At 73.2% G+C, this 20,679-nt stretch carries 21 protein-coding genes and 1 pseudogene; 14 read left to right on the top strand and 8 right to left on the bottom strand.

Annotated elements, in window-relative coordinates; genetic code table 11:
- Positions 1-94: 94 nt before the first annotated feature.
- Positions 95-760 (bottom strand): ScbR family autoregulator-binding transcription factor, encoded by a 666-nt coding sequence (locus HUN58_RS03685; RefSeq protein WP_083519857.1) that lies wholly within the window; start codon positions 758-760, stop codon positions 95-97.
- Between the two features lie 80 nt (positions 761-840).
- On the opposite strand from HUN58_RS03685, the gene HUN58_RS03680 reads away from it, so the two are divergent.
- A complete protein-coding gene (locus tag HUN58_RS03680) occupies positions 841-1,284 on the top strand; it encodes a hypothetical protein (protein ID WP_180225934.1) in 444 nt (147 codons plus the stop codon).
- 15 nt (positions 1,285-1,299) lie between these two features.
- Here the strand turns inward: HUN58_RS03680 and HUN58_RS03675 are convergent, their stop codons facing one another.
- Both HUN58_RS03675 and HUN58_RS03670 read right to left on the bottom strand, forming a co-directional pair.
- Complete coding sequence (locus HUN58_RS03675; RefSeq protein WP_180225933.1) at positions 1,300-2,451, bottom strand: GAF domain-containing protein; 1,152 nt, start codon at positions 2,449-2,451, stop codon at positions 1,300-1,302.
- Positions 2,448-3,224, bottom strand: a complete 777-nt coding sequence (locus HUN58_RS03670; RefSeq protein WP_180225932.1) for a ThuA domain-containing protein — start codon at positions 3,222-3,224, stop codon at positions 2,448-2,450. The genes HUN58_RS03675 and HUN58_RS03670 overlap by 4 nt, the downstream gene beginning before the upstream one ends.
- Before the next feature lie 61 nt (positions 3,225-3,285).
- Here HUN58_RS03670 and HUN58_RS03665 point away from each other — a divergent pair, with 61 nt between their 5' ends.
- A complete protein-coding gene (locus HUN58_RS03665; protein ID WP_114849270.1) occupies positions 3,286-3,741 on the top strand; it encodes a DUF3817 domain-containing protein in 456 nt (151 codons plus the stop codon).
- A gap of 326 nt (positions 3,742-4,067) precedes the next feature.
- On the opposite strand, the gene HUN58_RS03660 is transcribed toward HUN58_RS03665, so the two are convergent.
- Together HUN58_RS03660 and HUN58_RS03655 are read right to left on the bottom strand one after the other, a co-directional pair.
- Positions 4,068-6,278 (bottom strand): NADP-dependent isocitrate dehydrogenase, encoded by a 2,211-nt coding sequence (locus HUN58_RS03660; protein WP_180225930.1) that lies wholly within the window; start codon positions 6,276-6,278, stop codon positions 4,068-4,070.
- A 622-nt stretch (positions 6,279-6,900) separates the two neighbouring features.
- On the bottom strand, positions 6,901-7,389 hold the full coding sequence (locus tag HUN58_RS03655) for a hypothetical protein (protein WP_114849267.1): 489 nt from the start codon (positions 7,387-7,389) through the stop codon (positions 6,901-6,903).
- 162 nt (positions 7,390-7,551) lie between these two features.
- Between HUN58_RS03655 and HUN58_RS03650 the strand changes: the two genes are divergently transcribed.
- The 3 genes from HUN58_RS03650 (at position 7,552) to HUN58_RS03640 (ending at position 11,141) form a co-directional block, all read left to right on the top strand.
- Positions 7,552-8,631, top strand: a complete 1,080-nt coding sequence (locus HUN58_RS03650) for a M23 family metallopeptidase (protein WP_208745412.1) — start codon at positions 7,552-7,554, stop codon at positions 8,629-8,631.
- A gap of 138 nt (positions 8,632-8,769) precedes the next feature.
- The gene (locus HUN58_RS03645) at positions 8,770-10,077 is read left to right on the top strand and encodes a hemolysin family protein (RefSeq protein ID WP_208745411.1); all 1,308 of its coding nucleotides are present in this window, start codon (positions 8,770-8,772) and stop codon (positions 10,075-10,077) included.
- Positions 10,078-10,226: 149 nt separating this feature from the next.
- A complete protein-coding gene (locus HUN58_RS03640) occupies positions 10,227-11,141 on the top strand; it encodes a helix-turn-helix transcriptional regulator (RefSeq protein ID WP_181819176.1) in 915 nt (304 codons plus the stop codon).
- Here the strand turns inward: HUN58_RS03640 and HUN58_RS03635 are convergent.
- On the bottom strand, positions 11,138-11,365 hold the full coding sequence (locus HUN58_RS03635; RefSeq protein ID WP_114849264.1) for a hypothetical protein: 228 nt from the start codon (positions 11,363-11,365) through the stop codon (positions 11,138-11,140). The two genes, HUN58_RS03640 and HUN58_RS03635, sit on opposite strands and share 4 nt — an antisense overlap.
- A gap of 37 nt (positions 11,366-11,402) precedes the next feature.
- Between HUN58_RS03635 and HUN58_RS03630 the strand changes: the two genes are divergently transcribed.
- The 4 genes and pseudogenes from HUN58_RS03630 (at position 11,403) to uraH (ending at position 13,688) form a co-directional block, all read left to right on the top strand.
- Complete coding sequence (locus tag HUN58_RS03630; protein ID WP_208745410.1) at positions 11,403-12,053, top strand: SAM-dependent methyltransferase; 651 nt, start codon at positions 11,403-11,405, stop codon at positions 12,051-12,053.
- Between the two features lie 181 nt (positions 12,054-12,234).
- On the top strand, positions 12,235-12,717 hold the full coding sequence (locus HUN58_RS03625) for an FBP domain-containing protein (RefSeq protein WP_141859471.1): 483 nt from the start codon (positions 12,235-12,237) through the stop codon (positions 12,715-12,717).
- A 173-nt stretch (positions 12,718-12,890) separates the two neighbouring features.
- Positions 12,891-13,349: pseudogene (gene uraD / locus HUN58_RS03620) on the top strand (2-oxo-4-hydroxy-4-carboxy-5-ureidoimidazoline decarboxylase); the annotation flags it as partial.
- 18 nt (positions 13,350-13,367) lie between these two features.
- Positions 13,368-13,688 (top strand): hydroxyisourate hydrolase, encoded by a 321-nt coding sequence (gene uraH, locus HUN58_RS03615; protein WP_208745717.1) that lies wholly within the window; start codon positions 13,368-13,370, stop codon positions 13,686-13,688.
- Between the two features lie 79 nt (positions 13,689-13,767).
- Here uraH and HUN58_RS03610 read toward each other — a convergent pair whose 3' ends face one another.
- The gene (locus HUN58_RS03610) at positions 13,768-15,165 is read right to left on the bottom strand and encodes a nucleobase:cation symporter-2 family protein (protein WP_254631614.1); all 1,398 of its coding nucleotides are present in this window, start codon (positions 15,163-15,165) and stop codon (positions 13,768-13,770) included.
- A 191-nt stretch (positions 15,166-15,356) separates the two neighbouring features.
- A complete protein-coding gene (locus HUN58_RS03605; protein WP_141859473.1) occupies positions 15,357-16,343 on the bottom strand; it encodes an aldo/keto reductase in 987 nt (328 codons plus the stop codon).
- Between the two features lie 97 nt (positions 16,344-16,440).
- Between HUN58_RS03605 and HUN58_RS03600 the strand changes: the two genes are divergently transcribed.
- The 5 genes from HUN58_RS03600 to HUN58_RS03580 all read left to right on the top strand — a co-directional run bounded on the left by HUN58_RS03600 (position 16,441) and on the right by HUN58_RS03580 (position 20,522).
- The gene (locus HUN58_RS03600) at positions 16,441-16,674 is read left to right on the top strand and encodes a hypothetical protein (protein WP_180225929.1); all 234 of its coding nucleotides are present in this window, start codon (positions 16,441-16,443) and stop codon (positions 16,672-16,674) included.
- Positions 16,675-16,741: 67 nt separating this feature from the next.
- Entirely contained in the window at positions 16,742-17,311 is a 570-nt protein-coding gene (locus tag HUN58_RS03595; RefSeq protein WP_114849259.1) for a thioesterase family protein, read from the top strand.
- A gap of 9 nt (positions 17,312-17,320) precedes the next feature.
- Entirely contained in the window at positions 17,321-18,886 is a 1,566-nt protein-coding gene (locus HUN58_RS03590; protein WP_180225928.1) for an FAD-binding oxidoreductase, read from the top strand.
- A gap of 21 nt (positions 18,887-18,907) precedes the next feature.
- Positions 18,908-19,492 carry a YdeI family protein gene (locus tag HUN58_RS03585; RefSeq protein ID WP_180225927.1) on the top strand — a complete coding sequence of 195 codons (585 nt, stop codon included), beginning with the start codon at positions 18,908-18,910 and terminating at the stop codon, positions 19,490-19,492.
- Positions 19,493-19,640: 148 nt separating this feature from the next.
- Positions 19,641-20,522 (top strand): aldo/keto reductase, encoded by an 882-nt coding sequence (locus tag HUN58_RS03580; RefSeq protein WP_058740627.1) that lies wholly within the window; start codon positions 19,641-19,643, stop codon positions 20,520-20,522.
- Positions 20,523-20,679: the final 157 nt, after the last annotated feature.

Here is a 20,679-nt window from a genome sequence, read left to right as displayed (position 1 = left end):
TCGATTCCCCGTGAACGGGGGATCGAGCGGAAACGTACTCCTTGGTATCCTCACACCCAGACGACGTGGGTGTCCCTGGGGGGACCCGCGTCGCTCAGTCGGCCGGGGCGGGGTCCGGCGCGATGATCGCGACGAGGCGGGGGATCGCCGGGCGGGTCTGCTCCGTGACGATCCCGGAGAGCAGGACCGACCAGAGTTCGCGGAGCCGCTCGTACAGGTCCGCGCGGTCGTGCAGCAGGTCCGACACCATCTGCACCCCGGTGTACGCGGGGCTGATCACGCGCCCGACGAGCTCCGGGTCCCACGACGGGTCGACCTCGCCAGCGTCGATCGCCCGGCGGACGACGGTCGCGGTGTGGTGCATCCAGTCCGTGTAGGGGTCGCGCCGGGGGACGTCGACCGCGTGCTCGTCGGTCGACAGTCGGATGCCGGCGGACACGACGACCTCGCGGACCATCTGCGTCGCGACGCTCTGCGACATCCACATGAGCGACTCGAGCGGTGTGGTGCCGCGGAGCGCCGCCTGCTCGGCGTACCGACGCGAGACCTCGTGCTGCTCGGCGATCACGGCGCCGGCGATGTCGGCCTTCGAGCGGAAGTGGAAGTACAGCGCGCCCTTGGTCAGCCCGGCGCGCTCGGCCACCCCGTCCATCGACGCCCCGCGGTACCCGCGCTCGTCGAACTCGCCGGCGGCCGCCCGGATGAGGGCCGCCCGGGTCGCCACCGCACGCTGCTGCCGAACCCTGCCGTCCTGCGCCATGCAGTCGATCGTAGCGACGCGGGGCGTGTGCTCCGGGGTCCTCAGGGGACCCCCCGGCGCACTGTCGTACGGTGACCGGCATGGAGCGATGGCGGAGCCCACGGACCTGGGCACGAGCGGGTCGGTGGCTGCTGCTGCCGATCGCCGTGCTCGACTGGGTCGCGCTGGCCCCCCAGCCCGTCGTCGTGATCGCGTTCCTGATCGCCGTCGTCGGCTTCGCCGGGATGGCCGCCGCGCTCGTCGTCCGGATGCTGCACCGGTCCCGGGCCGCGATGGCGGGCCTCGGGGTCGTGCTGCTGCTCGGCGGGCTCGTGGTCCTCGGGCTCGACCCGTTCCCGGGCACCGTGCCGACGCTCGACCAGTGGTGGCCGGACGCGATCACGCAGCCGCAGGTCGTCGGCAGCGCGTACTGGAAGACCGCGGGACTCGGCGTCGAGCTCGCCGGGTTCGCGCTGCTCGGCACGCTCCTGGTCGTCACGCTCACGGGCGGCCCGGACCGCGCCCGGCGCAGCACCGTCCGCTGACGGATCCGGCGCGCGTCAGGTCCGGCGGACCTGCACGACCGCGAGGTCCCGTCCGGCACCGTCCACCGGCAGCAGGGCGCGCAGGTGTCCGAGCAGGTCGTCCGGGTGCGCGGCCACCACGTCGCCGAAGCCCTCGACGTCCGTCACCCCGGCGAGCGCGAGCGCCCCGGCCGTCAGCAGCACGACGCGGTCCCCGTGCCCGAGTTCGGTCGACCCCGCGGTGCGCCGGTGCCCGGTGCGCTGCATGCCGAACGGTCGGTCCGTCGAGCGGATCGGCGTCACCGACCCGTCCGTGCGCGCGAGCAGCGCGAGCCCGTGGCCCGCGTCCGCCCACGTGACGCGGCCGTCCGTCGGGTCGAGCCGCACGTGCAGCAGTGACCCGACGGCCCCCGCAGCCGACAGGTCGGGGGTGAGCTGTGCCTCCAGGCCGGTGATCGCCGCGTCCACCGCGACGTCCGTGCGGGCGACGACCGCGGCGCGTGCCGAGGCTGCGAGGAGCGCCGCGGCGCGACCGGCGGCGGCCACCGAGCCGACCGTCGCGTGCAGCGCACCGTCGGACGCGACCCGCCAGTCGACGAGGTCCCCGCCGCGTTCGTGCGGGACGACCAGTCCGTCCACGGTCCCGCCGGGCAGCACGAGCGGCTCCGGCAGCAGCCCCGTGAGCACCCGCTGGACCCGCGCGCGTTCGATCGAGTGGACGAGCTCGCGCTCCGCCCAGCGCGCGAGGTCACGGAGCAGGGCGACGTCCGCGGCGGAGAACTCACGCGGCTGCGCGTCCATCACGCACAGGGTGCCGACCCGGGTGCCGTCGAGCGTGCTGAGCGGCGCGCCCGCGTAGAAGCGGATGCCGTGCTCGGCGACCGCGGCGGTGTGGGCGAAGCGCGGGTCGAGCGCCGTGTCGGGGATCACCATCGGCTCGGGCGTGAGCACCGTCGTCGCGCAGAACTGCTCGCTCGCCGGGACGCTCGTCCCCTGGTGCCACCCGAAGGTCGACTGCGTCGTGACGACGTCGTGGTGGACGAGGTTGAGGAACGTCAGGGGCACGCCGAACGCCTCGTGCGTCATCCGGGTGATGCGGTCGAACCGCTCCTCCGGACCCGCGCCGAGGACGTCGAGCGCCTCGATGACGGCGGTGCGCCGGTCCGCACCGTCGAGCTGGTCGGTCACCCCTCCGTTGTACCCGCTCCACCGGCGAGGAACCAGTCCCGCGGGTGGGGGTCCGCGCTGAGCGTCCGGCGCGCCGAGGTCGGGGTGGCCCAGGCAGCGGCGTTCCCGAGCACCCGCTGGACGTCCGGGTGGTGGTAGACGGGGTACTCCTGGTCGCCGGGCGAGAAGTAGAAGACCCGGCCGAGGCCACGACGGTAGGCGACGCCGGACCGGAACACCTCGCCGCCGGCGAAGGTCGAGAGGAAGACCTCCTCGTCGGGGCGCGGGATGTCGAAGTACTCGCCGTACATCTCCTGGCGGTCGATGACGATCGGGTGCGGGACGCCGGCGGCGATCGGGTGCTCCGGCGCGATCGTCCAGACGAGCTCGCGCTCCCCGTCGTTCCGCCACTTCAAGGAGCACGTCGTGCCCATCAGGCGGGTGAACGGCTTCGAGTAGTGCCCGGAGTGCAGCACCACGAGCCCCATGCCCGCGTGCACCGCCTCGACCACGCGGTCGACGACCTCGTCCGCGACCTGGTCGTGGGCGACGTGGCCCCACCAGAACAGGACGTCGGTGGACGCCAGGCGCTCCGCGGTCAGGCCGTGCTCGGGTTCCTGCAGCGTCGCGGTCGCGACCTCGGCGGTCGGGTGCTGCTCGCGCAGGGCGGCGGCGATCACGGTGTGCATGCCGTCCGGGTAGTGCCCGAGCACGGTCTCGTCACCGCGGCTCTCGTGCACGTTCTCGTTCCAGACGACGATGTTCAGGGGACGGTTCTCGGTCGGCGCTGACATGTCCCCGACGCTACCGTGCCCATGTCGGCGGTCTCCCCGGTTCGTGCACGAGCATGTCGGCATGACTCCCCGATCCCTGTTCCGTGCCGCCGCGGTGGCCGAACTCGTGACCTGGACGCTGCTCATCGCCGGGATGGTCCTGAAGTACGGGCTGGACGCCGGCGACTGGGGAGTGCGGATCGGCGGGAGCGTGCACGGCTTCGTGTTCCTGGCGTACCTGGTCGTGACGACGGTCGTCGCGGTGAACCAGCGCTGGTCGGCGGGGGCGCTCGTGCTCGGGTGGGCGAGTGCGGTCGTGCCCTACGCCACGGTGCCGTTCGAGGTCGCGGTCGCCCGGCGCGGGATGCTCGAGGGCCCCTGGCGCCGCTCACCGGACGGGCGCTCGGGCGTGTGGGACCGCCTGCTGTTCTTCGTGGTGCGCCGGCCCGCGGTGGCGGCGGGCATCGGGGTCGTCGCGGTGGCGCTCGTGTTCTCGGGGCTGCTGGTGGTCGGGCCGCCGGTGCCGTCCCGGGGCTGAGGCGCGGGCACGCGGGCGCGGCGCGCGCAGGCACGCACGCCCGAGCGGGCACGGGCGGGCAGGCGCACGAGCGGGCGGGCGCACGAGCGGGCGGGAGCGGGCGGGCGCACGAGTGGGCGGGCGCGGGCGGGCGCACAAGTGGGCACGACATGCCGCTCATGTCCGCGGCGCGAGCCATTTCTGTCACGCTCGGCCCCGAGCGTGACAGAAATGGCCCGCTCAGCGGGCCAGCGGGCCAGCGGGCCAGCTGAGCAGCGCGGGCGCACAGACGGACGGGAGGCACGGTGCCAGCTGGCACCGTGCCTCCCGTCCGTCCCGGCGCGCGTCTACAGCGCGGCCAGCGCCTCGTTGAGCGTCGCCGACGGGCGCATCACGGCGCTCGTCTTGGCGTCGTCCGGCCGGTAGTACCCGCCGATGTCGGCGGGCTTGCCCTGGACGGCCACGAGTTCGTCGACGATGGTCTGCTCGTGCTCGTCGAGCGTCGCCGCGAGGCCCTGGAACGCCGCTGCGAGTTCGGCGTCCTCGGTCTGGCGGGCGAGCTCGTCAGCCCAGTACTTCGCCAGGTAAAAGTGGCTGCCGCGGTTGTCGATCGTGCCGATCTTGCGGCCCGGAGACTTGTTCTCGTCGAGGAACGTGCCCGTGGCGCGGTCGAGCGTGTCCGCGAGGACCTTCGCCCGCGCGTTGCCCGTCACACCCGCGAGGTGCTCGAACGACACCGCGAGCGCGAGGAACTCACCGAGGGAGTCCCAGCGCAGGTAGTCCTGCTCGACGAGCTGCTGCACGTGCTTCGGGGCCGAGCCGCCGGCACCGGTCTCGAACAACCCGCCGCCACCGAGCAGCGGGACGACCGAGAGCATCTTCGCCGAGGTGCCGAGCTCCATGATCGGGAACAGGTCGGTGAGGTAGTCGCGGAGGACGTTGCCCGTGACCGAGATGATGTCCTCGCCGCGACGGATGCGCTCGAGCGAGAAGCGCATCGCGTCCTCGGGCGACATGACCTCGATCTGCAGGCCGTCGGTGTCGTGGTCGCCGAGGTACGTGCGGACGAGCCCGATCAGGTTGGCGTCGTGCGCACGGGTCTCGTCGAGCCAGAACACGGCGGGCGAACCCGTGGCGCGGGCACGCGTGACCGCGAGCTTCACCCAGTCGCGGATCGCCACGTCCTTGGTCTGGCACGCGCGCCAGATGTCGCCCTGCTCGACCTCGTGCTCGATGACGGTCTCGCCGCCGCTCGTGACCACGCGGACGCGACCGGCACCGGGGACCTCGAAGGTCTTGTCGTGCGAGCCGTACTCCTCGGCCTTCTGCGCCATGAGCCCGACGTTCGGCACCGATCCCATGGTCGACGGGTCGAAGGCGCCGTTCGCGCGGCAGTCCTCGATGACGGCCTGGTAGATGCCGGCGTAGCTCGAGTCGGGGATGACCGCGAGGGTGTCGTGCTCCTCGCCGTCCGGGCCCCACATGTGGCCGGAGGTGCGGATCATCGCCGGCATCGAGGCGTCGACGATGACGTCGCTCGGGACGTGCAGGTTCGTGATGCCCTTGTCCGAGTCGACCATCGCGAGCTCGGGGCCGGCGTCGATGCCGTCCGCGAACGCCTGCTTGATCGCTGCGCCGTTCGGCACGCTGTCCAGCCCGGCGAGGATCGAGCCGAGGCCGTCGTTCGGATTCAGCCCGGCGGCGGCGAGGTCGGCCCCGAACCGCTCGAACACGGACGGGAAGAACGCCCGGATGACGTGGCCGAAGATGATCGGGTCGGAGACCTTCATCATCGTGGCCTTGAGGTGCACGGAGAACAGGACGCCCTGCTCCTGCGCGGCGGCGATCTGGTCACGGAGGAACGCCTCGAGCGCCCGGACGTGCAGCACCGTGCCGTCGACGACCTCGCCGGCGAGGACGGGGATCGACTGCTTCAGGACCGTGGTCTCGCCGTCCTGGCCGACGAACTCGATGGTCAGGGTGTCGTCGGCGGGGGCGATCCACGACTGCTCGTTCGAGCGGAAGTCGTCCACGCCCATCGTCACGACGTTCGTCTTCGAGTCGGCGCTCCACGCACCCATGCGGTGCGGGTGCTTCCGGGCGTAGTTCTTCACCGACAGCGGCGCGCGACGGTCCGAGTTGCCCTCGCGGAGCACCGGGTTGACGGCACTGCCCTTGACGCGGTCGTAGCGGGCGCGGACGTCGCGCTCCTCGTCCGTGGTGGGCTCGTCCGGGTAGGCGGGTAGGTCGTAGCCCTGCGCCTGCAGTTCCTTGATCGCGGCCTTGAGCTGCGGGATCGACGCCGAGATGTTCGGCAGCTTGATGATGTTCGCCTCGGGTGTCTTCGCGAGTTCGCCGAGCTCGGCCAGGGCGTCGTCCAGGCGCTGCTCGTCACTGAGGCGCTCGGGGAACTGGGCGATGATCCGGCCGGACAGCGAGATGTCCCGCGTCTCGACGTCGACGCCGGCCGTGCGGGCGAACGCCTCGACGACCGGGAGGAACGAGTGGGTCGCGAGGAACGGTGCCTCGTCGGTGAGGGTGTAGATGATCTTGGCCATGCTGGCGGGTACTCCCTTGTTCAACCGTCGGTACGTCCACGCTACTCGGGGTGCGGGATGTCTCGACATCAAGATACCTGGTCCGGCGCGTCTGCGACAGGCGTCCGGCTCGCCCCCGGCAGACGTCCAGCGGATGTCCGGGAGGCACATTGAACGCTCTTGGGAATGTCGCGTTCCATGGTCTCCCGCAGGACCGACAGGAGCGCGACATGGGCAGGGCACGACGGACGCCGGCCGACTTCGGGTGGACCGCTGACGACCTGCGGTCGACCTACGCGGTGGACGGCAGCGGTCCGCACCGGTAAGCACCGGACGGCGCCGGGCCGTTCTCCTACGACCCCGACGGATCCGGACCGTGGCTCGTCGGACCGGAGCCGCGTGGCGGGGCAGCCCGCTTCGCCCCGCGCTCTCGCCGATCCGGGTCGCGCCTCCGTCGACTCGGGACGACCGTGACGGCCGGCGCGCTCGCGCTCGTCGTGGCCGTGGGGAGCGTCGCCCTCGTGGCGCACCATGCTCCTCCACACCCGGGGGTGCAGGCGTCAGGCGTCCACAGCTCGGCGGACGACGCCCCCTGAACCGGAGCGGCGCGCCAGCTTGGACGCATGACCGAGCGAGTGGCAGATCAGGCGGTGATCCGGAAGACCCGGACGCCCGACGCACGCAGGCCCGCGACGCCCAGGCGGTCCCGCAGGTTCCGGAAGGGGCGCTTGAAGCCCGACGACGCCGACGCGGCGCCGATCTGGTGCAGCACCTCGGACGTCAGGGTCCGCTCGACCTTCGGCGCCAGCCGGGTCACCCCGGAGACGGTGATCACGACGCGGACCGCGTTCGGCGCGAGCAGCGGCGCGATGAGCTCGGCGGCCTCGTGCGCACGGTGGAACGCGGGGTCCTCGCCGGGACGGCGGATCGCGATGACGGCGAGCTCGGCCTCGGCGGAGCAGTGCGGATCGGGCAGGTCGTCCACGCCGACGACGCGCATCCGGGTGGCGTCCACCCCGGCCCGCACGGCCGCGGCGCGGAGCACCGGGAGCAGCTCCTGGGAACCCGCGAGCACGACCTCGGCGGTCGCGAGGTCGATCGGTTCGTGTCGCTCCCGCGGCGTTCGGGCCATGGCGCAGGTCCTTCCGGTCGCTGGACTCGGACACTACCGATCCCGCCCCCAGCCGGCACGCAGCGCACGGATCGGATCAGGAGCCTCCCAGCCGTTCGGTAACGGGAAGATCACGACGAGGCCTGTACAAAGCGACAGACTCGTGCAGAATGGTGGGCGGCCATGACGACGACACACGACCACGACCAGCAGCAGCCGGGGACCCCGGTCGTGCACCTGTCCCGTCGCGCTGCCCTCGAGGCCGAGCGCGCCGCGGCCCGGAAGCCCGCACGCCGCCCCCGCTCCGCCCGCCCCCGCATCACGCACACCGACGCTCCCGGCGCCCCCGTTGCCTCCGCTCGGGCGGTCACGACCGCCGCTCCCGCAGCTGCGACACCCGCCTCGACCGCTGCGGCCCCCGCCCCGACGGCTGCGACCCCCGCACCGACCACGAAGCGCGCGGGTGAGCGCACCGCCGCCGCCCGCGTCGCCACCGAGCACGTGGACGCCCGGATCACCAAGGTCGTCCGCCGCCGGAGCTCTGCGCCGGTGCAGGCCGTCCCCCGTGCCTCCCGCCCGATCCGCAGCCACCGCGCCAGCCGCATCACGCTCACCAGTGCGGCAGCGGCCCTCGCGATGTTCGCCGCGTCGGCGATGCCGGCGCACGCGAGCGTCGGGTCCTCGACCGCGACGTCGACCATCGCGCCGATCATCCGCACGCAGGACTACGCGGTGACCCAGGCCGTCGCTGCGAACGGTCTCGACCGTGACGGGTTCACCGTCGGCGGCGGCACGGCCGGTTCACCCGGCACGTCGGTGTCCTACGGCGGCGAGGTCCGGTCGCCGTTCCCCGGTCCGGTGCGGATGAGCTCGGGCTTCGGGTACCGCTCCGCCCCGTGCGGCGCCTGCTCGTCCCTGCACCAGGGGCTCGACTTCAACCCGGGCATGGGGGCGCCGATCGGAGCCGTCGCCGCGGGCAAGGTCCGGGTCTCCGGTACGTACTTCTCGTACGGCACGGCGGTCATCATCGACCACGTCATCGACGGCCGGAAGGTCGCGACGCTGTACGGGCACATGATCCCGGGCTCGTCGCCGCTCAAGGCAGGCGACACGGTCGAGGCGGGGGAGTTCATCGGCAAGGTCGGGTCCTCCGGGGTCTCGACCGGGGCGCATCTGCACCTCGAGGTCCTGATGGACGGCGTCACCCCGATCGACCCCGAAGCGTGGCTCGAAGCCCGGATCGGCCGCTCCCTGACGACCTGAGGTCGGGCCGCACCCCGCATGCACAGCACTCGTGCAGCACCGGTGCGGTGACGTCCCAGTGATCCTGTGCAGGATCACAGCCATGGACGATCACCACAGACCGCCCGCCCGTCGTCGACCCACCGAGGTGTCCCGCTGATGGGCACCGACACCTGGATCGCCTTCGGGCTCGTCATCCTCTTCGTGCTCGTCGGCGGCGTGTTCGCCGCCGCCGAGATCGCCCTCGTCTCGCTCCGTGAGTCCCAGCTGCAGCAACTCGAACGCCGTGGCTCCCGCGGGGCCCGGGTCGCCGCGCTCGGCCGGGACCCGAACCGGTTCCTGTCCGCCGTGCAGATCGGCGTCACGGTGGCGGGGTTCTTCTCGGCCGCCTACGGTGCGTCGTCGATCGCCCCGGACGTGGCCCCGCTGCTGATGGGGATCGGGCTCGACCGGGGCGCCGCCGAGGCGATCGCCCTCGTGCTGATGACCCTCGTCATCGCGTACCTGTCGCTCGTGTTCGGCGAGCTCGTCCCGAAGCGGCTCGCCCTGCAGCGCGCCGAGGGCTTCTCGATGGCCGTCGCCCCGACGCTCGACCGCTTCGCGACCGCCATGCGCCCGGTCATCTGGGTGCTGTCGAAGACCACGAACGCCGTCGTCCGGCTGCTCGGCGGCGACCCGGACGCCCGCAGTGAGTCGATGAGCACCGAGGAGCTCCGCGGCCTGGTCGAGGACCACGACGCCATCGACGCACAGGGACGCCGGATCGCCCGGAGCGCCCTCGACGCCGGCGACCGGATCCTCCGCGAGTCGATGCGCCCCTGGTACGACGTCTCGACGATCGACGCCGCGATGACGATCGCCGACGCCACGGACCACGCCATCGAGGTCGGCCACACCCGGTACCTCGTGACCGCGGGCTCCCGCGACGACGTCGCCGGCTTCGTGCACCTCCGCGACCTCCTGCGCCCCGCCGACCCGACCGCGTCGGTCGCCACGCTCGTGCGGCCGGTGCTCGCCCTGCCGGAGACGAAGTCGCTCTCCGGCGCGATCGCCGACATGCGGACCGACGGACACCAGATCGCCCTCGTCGTGGACGAGTACGGCGGCAGCTCCGGCATGGTCACGCTCGAGGCGTTGCTCGAGGACCTCGTCGGTCGCATCCGGGACGAATGGGACACGGTCGAGTACGACGAGCCCGCGGCCGAGACCGACGGCATCGACGGCGCGACGGTGCTCGAGGACCTCGCCGCCGACGGTGGCCCGGAGCTGCCCGACGGCGACTACGAGACCGTCGGCGGGCTCGTGCAGGTCCGCCTCGACCGGGTGCCCCGCGTCGGTGACGTCGTCGAGGCCGGGGACCACCGGCTCGAGGTCAGCGCCATGGACGGTCACCGTGTCGCGCGAGTGCGGATCACCCCCCGCGTGCCCGCGCCGGCAGAGCCGCCCGCCCCGGTCGCCCAGGTCTGACCCACCGGACGGGAGGCGCGGTGCCAGCCCGCACCGTGCCTCCAGTCCGCCTGTCGGTCACCCCGCGACGGTCGCGAGCCGTCCCGACGGGCGTCACCGGCACTGGCGGTACCTGTCTCGGGGCCGGTCCCGCGACGTAGGCTCGCTGCATGGGCATCGACGTGCGCAACGAGATCCGTGACTTCCTGTCCTCACGGCGAGCGCGACTCACTCCGGACCTGGTCGGCATGCCGTCGTTCGGCGGTGGGGTCCGACGCGTGCCGGGACTGCGGCGGCACGAGGTCGCCATGCTCGCGGGGGTGAGCGTCGACTACTACACGCGACTCGAACGCGGCTCGTTGAAGGGCGTCTCGGACAGCGTGCTCGAGGGCCTCGCCGGAGCGCTGCAGCTCGACGAGGACGAGCGCGTGCACCTGTTCGACCTCGCGCGACTGGCGAACGCCGGCGTGAAGGTCATGCACCGGAACGTCCCGACCCGGGTGCGTCCGGGTGTGCAGCGGCTGCTCGACGCGATCACCGGTGCGCCCGCGTGGGTGCGGAACGAGCGCGGGGACGTCGTCGCCACGAACGAGCTGGGCCGGGCGCTGTACGCCCCGATGTTCGCCGGACCCGGGCGTCCGGTGAACACCGCGCGCTTCACGTTCCTCGACCCGGCGGCTCGCGAGTTCTTCCCGGACTGGGCGGCGACGGCACGCGACGCCGTGGCAGTGCTCCGTGCGGCTGCCGTCGCGAACCCGTGCGAGCCCGGCCTGGTGACCCTGGTCGGCGAGCTGTCCACGCGGAGCGAGGAGTTCCGCACGTGGTGGGCGGCGCACGACGTACGCCTGCACCGACGCGGGAAGAAGCGGATCGCGCACCCGATCGTCGGGGAGCTCGAACTCGACTTCGAGGCGCTCGAGCTCGTCGCGGACCCCGGTCTGACGATGTTCTCGTACTCGGCCGAGCCCGGGAGCGAGTCCGAGCGGTCGCTGGCGCTGCTCGGGACCTGGGCCGCGACGGAGCGGGCGGAGCAGTACGCCGCGGTGCGTGCCGGTGACGCCGAGGGTGACCGGGGCGACCGCTAGTCGGTGGAGTCGTCCGTGTCGGTGCCGCGCGCAGGACCGTCGAAGGCCCGCTTGCTCGCCTTGTACCGGAGCCGCTCGATGCGCAGGTCGCGCTCGATCGCGGACAGGCGGAGCACCTTGATCGCGGCGAACACGAGCACGATGAGTGCGATCGTCAGCACGGCGAGTGCCACGACCACGAGCAGGTAGACGATGCTGACGACGGCGAATCCCCCGGAGATCATGCAGCGACGGTAGCAGCGCCCCACGTAGGGTGGCGTCGTGATCGGCGCAGCCTCCGACCGGGACCGCCGTCCCGAGCCCGTGTTCGCCCGGGCCGTGCGCGCCGCCGTCGGCCCCGCACGCACGGTGCTCGCGCTCGACGGGACGCCGTACGCCCCGGCCGACCGCGAGGTCGTCAGCGTGGGCCTCGACGGTCCGCTGCCGTCGGCGGACGCGGCGGTGGTCGCGCTGTCCCCGGGTGTGTGGCCCGCGGTGCAGGCACGACTCGCAGAGATCCGCCGTGCCGTCACGGGCCCGGTCGTCGTGCTGACGGTCGACCCCGAGCGCGTGCAGGACCACTGGCTGATCGAGTACGCCCCCGCCGTGAGCGCCGCGTGGGCCGAGGGGTACCCGGGACTCGACCGCCTGGCCGCAGCGCTCGGCGGAACGGTCGAGAGCACGCGGCTGCCGGTCCCGTTCACGTGTGTCGAGGGGTTCCCCGAGGGGTTCTACGCCCGACCGGAACGGCTGCTGGACCCGGGCACGCGTGCGGCCGACCCGGCGTGGGACGCTCTCGACGACCTCACCGCCCGCCGGTCGGTCGCCGCGCTGCGCGCCGCGCTCGAGACGGGCGAGTGGGACCGACGGCACGGACACCTGCGGCGCCAGCCGACGTACGACGGGTCCGTCGTGCTCCTGCGCTCGGCTTGACACCGCGTCGTAGGGTGGAACCGTGAGTCAGCAGGAGGTGGTCGGCGCGCTGAGCGCCGGCATCAGGGCGTGACGCCCCCGGCTGTGCCCCTCGGCACGGCCGCCGTCGTCGATCCCTGACCATCCCTCCGCCCGTGCGGCGCTTCCCCTGCGCCCGGGCACTTCCGAAAGCGACCACACCGTGCTGCCCATCAGCGAGAAGACCCTGCGTTCCTCCTTCGTCAACGCCTCCCGCAAGGAGGTCGGGGACGTCACCCTGCCCACCGACTTCGAGACGCTGGAGTGGGAGTCGCTCAACTTCCTCGGCTGGCGCGACCCGAAGACCTCCCGGCGCGCGTACGCCGTCGTGCCCACGCTCGAGGGCGACCTCGTCGGGATCCTGTTCCGGCAGGCCGAGGCTTCGCCGCGCTCCCGGGCGCAGTGCTCGTGGTGCCAGGACGTCAAGCTGCCGAACGACGTCGTGTTCTACGCCGCCAAGCGATCCGGGAAGGCCGGTCGGAACGGGAACACCGTCGGGACCCTGGTGTGCCAGGACTTCCAGTGCTCGCGGAACGTCCGGCGACCGCTGCCCCCGGCGTACGAGGGCTTCGACGTCGAGGGCGCCCGGCTCCGGCGCATCGAGGACCTCCAGCTCCGCGTCGCGTCCTTTGCCGCCGAGCTGTGAGCTCGGGCCCGGGCCCCGGCCTGCTGGGTCGCGCTGGCTTCCGCAAAACGCAACGGGAGCGGCTTCTCGCAGCGGTATGTCGCTGCGAGGAACCGCCGACCTTGCGTTTTGCGGAAGGAAGGTGGGGGCGGCGCCGAAACGCGGCGGTAACGGACGGTCCCTAGGGTGACCGGATGGACCTTCGTGACTTCGACACCGCCCCGGCCGCCGACGCCCGGGACGTCGCCCTGCACTGGGCTGCCGTTCCTGCGTGGGCCGACGCCCTGGTCGCCGGGCGGCCGTACCGCTCCGTCGCCGCCCTGGCCTCGGCCGCGGCGACGGCCGCCGAGCAGTGGGGCGCGGACGAGCTCGACGCGGCTCTCGCACACCACCCCCGCATCGGCGAGCGCACCACCGAGGCGTCCTCGGCGCGCGAGCAGGGGGCGATGGCGACCGCGGCGGACGACGTCACGGCGGCGATCGCGCGGGGGAACGCCGACTACGAGGAACGGTTCGGACGGGTGTTCCTGGTCCGTGCCGCCGGTCGGACCCCGGATGAGCTGCTGGCCGAGCTCGAGCGCCGGCTCGGCAACGACGCCGGGGCCGAGGTCGGCGAGGCAGCTGCCGCCCTGGCCGACATCGCACAGCACCGGATCCGCGCGACCTTCGGCGTGCCGCACCTGACCACGCACGTCCTCGACGCAGGATCCGGTCGCCCGGCGGCGGGGGTCGGCGTGACCCTGCGGACCGCGGCGGGCGAGGTGCTCGCGTCGGGGGAGACCGACGCCGACGGTCGGACCGGGCTCGGGCCGGACGTGCTGCCCCGCGGCGACCTGGAGCTCCGCTTCGACACCGGGGCGTACCACCGCGCGTCGGGGACGCCCACGTTCCACCCGTACGTCGTCGTGGCGTTCAGCGTCACCGGGACGGGACACCTGCACGTGCCGCTCCTGCTCAGCCCCTTCGCGTACAGCACGTACCGCGGCAGCTGACCCGCGGGCGCGGCCCGGCCAGAGCGGCCCGAGACTCAGCAGCGCGGGCGCACCGCCGCGGGCGCGGCGCCCGCCCCGCCTACACCCGCGGCGGCACCGCGATCGGCGCCGTCGACCGCATCGCGTCGTACGACCCCACCGCCGGGTCGTCGCCGTACCGCTCCCGGACGCTCCGCGACCCGAGCAGCAGGTTGAGCAGGATCGCCGCGACCGCACCGGCCGAGATGCCCGAGTCGAACACGAGCGTGAACCGCGTCGGGAACGCCGCGTAGATCGACGGCGCGACGGTCGGCAGCAGCGCGATCCCGAGCGGGAGTGCCACGACGAGCACGTTCCGGTTGTCGAACCGCACCTTCGACAGCGTCCTGATGCCCGAAGCCGCGACCATGCCGAACAGCGCCACCCCGGCACCGCCGAGGACCGCGTGCGGGATCGCCTCGACGACCGCCGCGACCTTCGGCACCAGGCCGAGCACGACGAGGATCCCGCCCGCGGCGGTGGCGACGTACCGGGAGCGCACGCCGGTCAGCGCGACCAGGCCGACGTTCTGCGCGAACGCCGTGTACGGGAACGTGTTGAACACCCCGCCGACGACCGTGCCGAGCCCGTCCGCCCGCAGTCCGTCCGCGAGGGTGCGCTTCGACACCGGTCGGCCGACGACCTCGCCGACGGCCACCATGTCGCCCGTGGTCTCGGTCATGATCACGAGCCCGACGACGAGCATCGACACGATCGACGCGAGGTCGAACGTCGGCAGGCCGAAGTGGAACGGCGTGACGACCGCGAACCAGGCGGCGTCGCCGATCCCGGACCCGTCCACCATGCCCGGGACGAACAGCGCCACGACCGTGCCCAGGAGCAGCGCGGCGAGCACCGACACGCGCGCGAGTCCGCGCGGCGCGAAGCGTTCCACGAGGACGATCGCCAGGAGCACCCCGGCGGCGAAGGCGACGTCGAGCGGACGGGCGGCCCCGTCCTTCCCGCCCTCGGTCACCCAGCCGGCGGCGACGCTCATCAGGGACAGGCCGATGATCAGGATGACGGTGCCGGTGACGATCGGCGGGAACAACCGGACGAGCTGCGAGAACCACGGGGCGACGACGACCATGAACACGCCGCACGCGATGGTCGCGCCGTACACCGCCGTGATGCCGTGCTCGGTCCCGATCGCGATCATCGGGCCGACCGCGGCGAAGGTGACGCCCTGCACGAGGGGCAGCCGGACCCCGAAGCGCCAGAAGCCGACGGACTGCACGATCGTCGCGAGGCCGGCCACGAACAGGTCGGCGCTGATCAGGAACGCCAGGTCGGCCCGGTCGAAGCCGAGTGCACCGCCGACGATGAGCGGCACGGCGATCGCCCCCGCGTACATCGCGAGGACGTGCTGCAGCCCGAGCGGCAGCAGCCGGGCGAGCGGCGGGACGGTGTCGACGCCGTCCTCGCGACGGGCGTCGGTCGTCTGGTTCGTGTCGGTCACGGGTGCCCCCTCGGCGTCGTCGGACTCGTCTCCTCGGACGCTACGGAGCGGGTGTTTCCGTGCCGTGTCGGCGGTGGGTCGCCCGGATCACGCGACCGCGCGCCGGAACGCGCGTTCCACAGATGGGGACGGAACGGACGGGAGGCCCGTGGCGGATCCGCCACGGGCCTCCCGTCCGTCCTGTGGTCGCGTCAGCGACCGATGCTCGACATGTCGGGGTAGCGGTCGCCGGTCGGGACCGGCAGCGAGGACAGGCGCTGCAGCTGGGACTCCGAGAGGGTCAGGTCGGCGGCGCCGACGTTCTCCTCGAGGCGGGAGACCCGCTTCGTTCCGGGGATCGGGACGACGTCGGTGCCCTGGGCGAGGAGCCACGCGAGCGCGACCTGCGCCGGGGTGCCACCGACCTCGGACGCGACGGCCTTGACCTCGTCGACGATGCGGACGTTCTGCTCGAACGCTTCCTGCTGGAAGCGGGGGTTGTCGCGGCGGAAGTCGTCGGCGTCCAGGTCCGACGGCTTCGTGATCGCACCGGTCAGGAAGCCGCGGCCGAGGGGCGAGTACGCGACCAGGCCGATGCCGAGCTCGCGGAGCGTGCCGAGCACGTCGTCCTCGGGGTCGCGGGTCCACAGCGAGTACTCGCTCTGGACAGCCGTCACCGGGTGCACGGCGTGGGCCTTGCGGATGGTCTCGGACCCTGCCTCGGACAGGCCGTAGTGGCGGATCTTGCCCTCCTGCACGAAGCCGGCGAGCTGGCCGACGACGTCCTCGATCGGGACCTCCGGGTCGACGCGGTGCTGGTACCAGAGGTCGATGTGGTCGGTACCCAGGCGGCGGAGCGAGCCCTCGAGCGCCTCGCGGACGGACTCCGGTGCGCTCGTGAGCTTGCGGTCGGTGCTCGGCTGGGTCTCGCCGGGGACGTGCTCGACGAGACCGAACTTCGTGGCGAGCACGACGTCGTCGCGGCGACCCTGCAGGGCCTTCCCGACGAGGACCTCGTTCGTGTACGGGCCGTACATCTCGGCGGTGTCGATCAGGGTGACGCCGAGGTCGATCGCGCGGTGGATGGTGCGGATCGACTCGTCGTCGTCGGTGCCGGCGCCCGTGTAGAAGGCGCTCATGCCCATGGTGCCGAGGCCGACGGCGCCGACCTCCAGGTCTGCGAGCGTGTGTGTCTGCATGGGTGCAGGTCTACTCCTGCCGACCCCCTGTGCGGGAGGCACCGACGGGGCTAGGCTGCGGGGACGGACAGGGTCCGTGCGACCGGAGGGGGACACCGTGGTGGTCATCGGGATCGTCATCGGGGTGGCCGTGGCCATCGCCGCGCTGCTCGTCGTGCTCGAGCTGCAGAACGTGCGCCGTCGGCGGAGGCTCGCGCACCTGGAGCCGGTCGACCCGCGCGTCGGGGAGCGGGCCATGTCCCAGGCCTCGGCGGCGCACGCGATCGTGGAGGGACAGGCCAAGTCCGCGCACCCGGGCATCAGCGGCGCCGGGGGCGGCCCGCTCGGCTGAGCCAGCTCGTCCCACGCGTCCTGGCCGGTCTGTCGTGTCGGCGCCGGGCTGTGGTTCGATCGTGCCCGTGAACCTGTACCTGCGGCTGTTCCTGCTGACCGTGCGCATCCGTCTCGCGGGACTCCGCTCGGGCCGACGGCCGTCGCTCTGGGACGAGGGACGGACGCCGTTCCGGGTCGCGCTCACCGACCTCGACCCCCTGCGGCACGTGAACAACGGCAAGTACCTGTCGATGCTCGACCTCGGCCGGTACGACCTGCTCACGCGGTCCGGCTTCTGGCACGAGGCCTCGAGGCGCGGCTGGTACGCCGTGGTCGCGGCGCAGACGATCACCTACAAGCGGTCGCTGACGCTGGGGCAGCGCTTCACCCTCGTCACCCGGGTGCTCGGCGTCGACGACCGCGCCGTGTACATCGAGCAGACCTTCGAGCGGCGGGGATCGGTCGTCGCGCGGGCGGTCGTGCAGGCCCGGTTCCTCCGTCGGACCGGCGGCACGGTCACGCCCGAGGACCTCGTCGCCGCGGCCGGCGGGGCGCCGCGGGACCTCACCCTGCCCGACTGGGTGCACGCGTGGGCGGACGCGGTGCGGATCAGCAGCGCGGCGCCGACCCGCACGGCCCGGGGCGCCTCGGCGTAGGAAGGTCGGGTGCAGGAGCGACGGGGGAGCGGGACGCCGGGTCGACGTACGGTGCTGGCCGGCGGGGTCGGACTCGGTCTGGTCGGGGTGCTCGCCGCGTGCTCGCGGCCGGGGCCGGCACCGAGCCCGTCCGCATCCGGGTCCGCGTCGTCCTCGGGCGCACCGTCCACGCCGACCCCGCCGACCCCGACCGCCGCCGGAGGGCCGGACTCGTGGGACGCCCTGGCCGCGGCCGTCACCGGGACGCTCCTGCGCTCCGGGTCGTCCGGGTGGGACGCCGCACGGAAGCTGCAGAACCCCCGCTACGACGACGCCGACCCGCAGGCGGTGCTCCGCGTCGCGGGCGTCCCCGACGTGCAGGCCGCGCTCGCCTTCGCCCGGAACACCCGCACGCCGGTCGCGCTCCGGGCCGGCGGGCACTCGTACACGGGCTGGTCCGCCGGCGGTGCGCCCGGGACCGACGTCCCGCGCTCGCTCGTGGTCAGCACGCAGGACCTGGACAGCGTCCGCGTCGACGGGGACACCGCGACGATCGGTCCGGGAGCCCGGCTGGCCGACGGGTACGCAGCCTTGGCACGGGCCGGGCGGGCGATCGGCGCCGGGTCGTGCCCGACCGTCGGCATCGGCGGACTGACGCTCGGCGGCGGGGTGGGCGTCCTGGTCCGGTCGTTCGGCTTGACGTGCGACCAGCTCACGGGGGTGACGCTCGTGACGCCCGACGGCGCCGTGCACCAGGTCTCGGCGACCGCCGAGCCGGACCTGTTCTGGGCGTGCCGGGGCGGTGGCGGCGGGACGGTCGGTGTCGTCACGTCGATGACCTTCCGGACGCAGCCGGCCCCTAACGTGCTGTTGTTCAGCATCGTGTTCCCCTGGTCCGCAGCAGCCGCGGTGGTGCGGGCGTGGCAGGACTGGGCGCCGGTCGCCGACCCGCAGCTCTGGTCGACCCTGAAGCTCCTGAACGGCACCAGGCACACCGCACCGACGGTCACCGTCACCGGCGTGTGGACCGGCGCGAAGACCGGGGCGGACGCCTCCGTCGACGGGTTCATCGCCGCCACCGGGGCCACCCCGACGTCGCACACCGCCGACGAGCTGTCCTACGGTGACGCGATGGTGCGGCTCGCCGGGGCGCCGCAGCGCGTGTCCGAGGCCGCGACGTCGTCCATCGGCGGCCGGAAGCTCACCGACGCCCAGGTCGACGTGCTCGTCCGACGGGCCGCGGCGGCCGGGGACGTCGCCGGGAACCGGGAGGGCGGGGTCTCGCTCGACGCGCTCGGCGGCGTCGTGGCCGACGTCGGGCGGACGGACTCGGCGTTCCCGTGGCGGGACGCCCTGATGACCGTGCAGTACACGGCGGTGTTCGCCGACGGCGCGGACCCGGCACCGTTCGACGCGTACGTCCGTGACTTCCGGCAGGCGATGACCCCGGCGTGGGGTGACGGCGCGTACGCGAACTACTGCGACGCGGCGATCACCGACCCCACGGCGTACTTCGACGTGAACACCTCGCGGCTGCACCGGATCGCGGAGCAGGCGGACCCGGGCGGGGTGTTCGACCAGCCGCACTGGGTGTGACCGCCGTCCTACGATGACCGGATGGACGACGAGGACCTGGTGCTCCCGGACGCCGCCGCGTGGCGGTCGTGGCTCGACGAGCACGAGGACGACCCGGACGGCGTCTGGCTCGTGCTCGCGAAGAAGGGCACGGCCGAACCGACGACGCTGACGTACGACCAGGCCCTCGACGAGGCGCTCTGCTCCGGGTGGATCGACGGGCAGAAGCGCGGGCGGGACGCCGGGACCTTCCGGCAGCGCTTCACCCCACGTCGCCGCGCCTCGCTCTGGTCGCAGCGCAACATCGGCCTCGTGGCGGCCCTGACCGAGTCCGGTCGCATGCGCCCCCGCGGGCAGGCCGAGATCGACCGCGCCCGGGCCGACGGCCGGTGGGACCGGGCCTACGCCGGCGCCGCGACCGTCACCGTGCCGGACGACCTCCGTGCGGCCCTCGACGCCGAGCCCACCGCGGCCGCCCTGTTCGCCGATCTCGACGCCACGAACCGGTACGCCGTGCTGCACCGGGTGGTGACGGCGCCGAGCGACACGGCGCGGGCGAACCGCATCGCGAAGCTCGTCGGCGGGCTGTCCCGCGGCGAGACCCCGTACCCGCGTCCGTCCCGCTGACCGGTGTCGCAGCCCCGAGTCTCGCCGTCGGCGACACGACTCGGGTCCCGGCACCCGGAACTCGTCGCCCAGCCCGAGACTCGGGCCAGGCCGGGCGCGGGGGACACCGGCTCAGGGACGGGACACGGTCACGGCGTAGACCGGGGACATGACCACCGGTACCGACACCACGAACCGTCCTGCCGCCGCCTCGGGCACGTTCCGCATCGGCGGCGACCTCGAGGTCCACCGCCTCGGCTACGGCACCATGCAGCTCACCGGACCCGGCGTCTGGGGCCCGCCGAAGGACCACGACGAGGCGATCCGCGTCCTCAAGCGCGCCGTCGAGCTCGGCGTCGACTTCTTCGACACCGCCGACTCCTACGGTCCCTACGTCGCCGAGGACCTGCTCCGCGAGGCGTTGCACCCGTACGGCGACGACGTCGTCATCGCGACGAAGGCCGGTCTCACCCGCACCGGCCCGAACGAGTGGCCGCCGGTCGGCCGCCCGGAGTACCTGCGCCAGGAGGCCGAGATGAGCCTCCGCCGCCTCGGCCTCGAGCGCATCGACCTGTTCCAGCTGCACCGCATCGACCCGAAGGTCCCGCTCGAGGACCAGGTCGGCGAGCTGAAGAAGCTCCAGGACGAGGGCAAGATCCGGCACATCGGCCTGTCCGAGGTGTCGGTCGACGAGGTCAAGGCCGCACAGGAGGTCGCGACGATCGTCTCCGTCCAGAACCTCTACAACCTGCAGAAGCGCGACGCCGAGGAGCTCCTCGACTGGTCCGAGCAGCAGGGCATCGGCTTCATCCCGTGGTTCCCGCTCGCGACCGGCGGCCTGACGGGCGAGGACTCCCCGCTGACCGAGATCGCTGAGCGCAAGGGCGCGACCCCGGCGCAGCTCGCACTGGCGTGGCTGCTCAAGCGCTCGCCGGTCATGCTGCCGATCCCCGGGACGTCGAGCGTCGACCACCTCGAGGACAACCTGCAGGGCGCGACGATCGAGCTCACCGACGACGAGTTCGCGGAGCTGTCGAAGCTGCACGGCTGAGCGGGCGGGTCGCGGACGCGACCACCCACCGGACGGGAGGCGCGGTGCCAGCTGGCACCGCGCCTCCCGTCCGTTGCATCACGACTCGGCAACGGCGCTCGCGTGCGGACGCGGGGCCGGTGCACACTGGTCGCGTCCGTTGGACAGAACCGGGGGG

This window comes from Curtobacterium sp. Csp1, assembly GCF_013347185.1.
This window is presented reverse-complemented; position numbering and strand designations above follow the sequence as displayed.

What these genes read in the sequence shown, in the direction of transcription:
- HUN58_RS03580 (WP_058740627.1), top strand. Translation starts at nt 19,641, where the DNA reads ATGACCACCGGTACCGACACCACGAACCGTCCTGCCGCCGCCTCGGGC.
- HUN58_RS03585 (WP_180225927.1), top strand. Translation starts at nt 18,908, where the DNA reads ATGGACGACGAGGACCTGGTGCTCCCGGACGCCGCCGCGTGGCGGTCG.
- HUN58_RS03655 (WP_114849267.1), bottom strand. Translation starts at nt 7,389, where the DNA reads ATGGCCCGAACGCCGCGGGAGCGACACGAACCGATCGACCTCGCGACC.
- HUN58_RS03650 (WP_208745412.1), top strand. Translation starts at nt 7,552, where the DNA reads ATGACGACGACACACGACCACGACCAGCAGCAGCCGGGGACCCCGGTC.
- HUN58_RS03645 (WP_208745411.1), top strand. Translation starts at nt 8,770, where the DNA reads ATGGGCACCGACACCTGGATCGCCTTCGGGCTCGTCATCCTCTTCGTG.
- HUN58_RS03670 (WP_180225932.1), bottom strand. Translation starts at nt 3,224, where the DNA reads ATGTCAGCGCCGACCGAGAACCGTCCCCTGAACATCGTCGTCTGGAAC.
- HUN58_RS03660 (WP_180225930.1), bottom strand. Translation starts at nt 6,278, where the DNA reads ATGGCCAAGATCATCTACACCCTCACCGACGAGGCACCGTTCCTCGCG.
- HUN58_RS03665 (WP_114849270.1), top strand. Translation starts at nt 3,286, where the DNA reads ATGACTCCCCGATCCCTGTTCCGTGCCGCCGCGGTGGCCGAACTCGTG.
- HUN58_RS03635 (WP_114849264.1), bottom strand. Translation starts at nt 11,365, where the DNA reads ATGATCTCCGGGGGATTCGCCGTCGTCAGCATCGTCTACCTGCTCGTG.
- HUN58_RS03685 (WP_083519857.1), bottom strand. Translation starts at nt 760, where the DNA reads ATGGCGCAGGACGGCAGGGTTCGGCAGCAGCGTGCGGTGGCGACCCGG.
- HUN58_RS03640 (WP_181819176.1), top strand. Translation starts at nt 10,227, where the DNA reads ATGGGCATCGACGTGCGCAACGAGATCCGTGACTTCCTGTCCTCACGG.
- HUN58_RS03605 (WP_141859473.1), bottom strand. Translation starts at nt 16,343, where the DNA reads ATGCAGACACACACGCTCGCAGACCTGGAGGTCGGCGCCGTCGGCCTC.
- HUN58_RS03680 (WP_180225934.1), top strand. Translation starts at nt 841, where the DNA reads ATGGAGCGATGGCGGAGCCCACGGACCTGGGCACGAGCGGGTCGGTGG.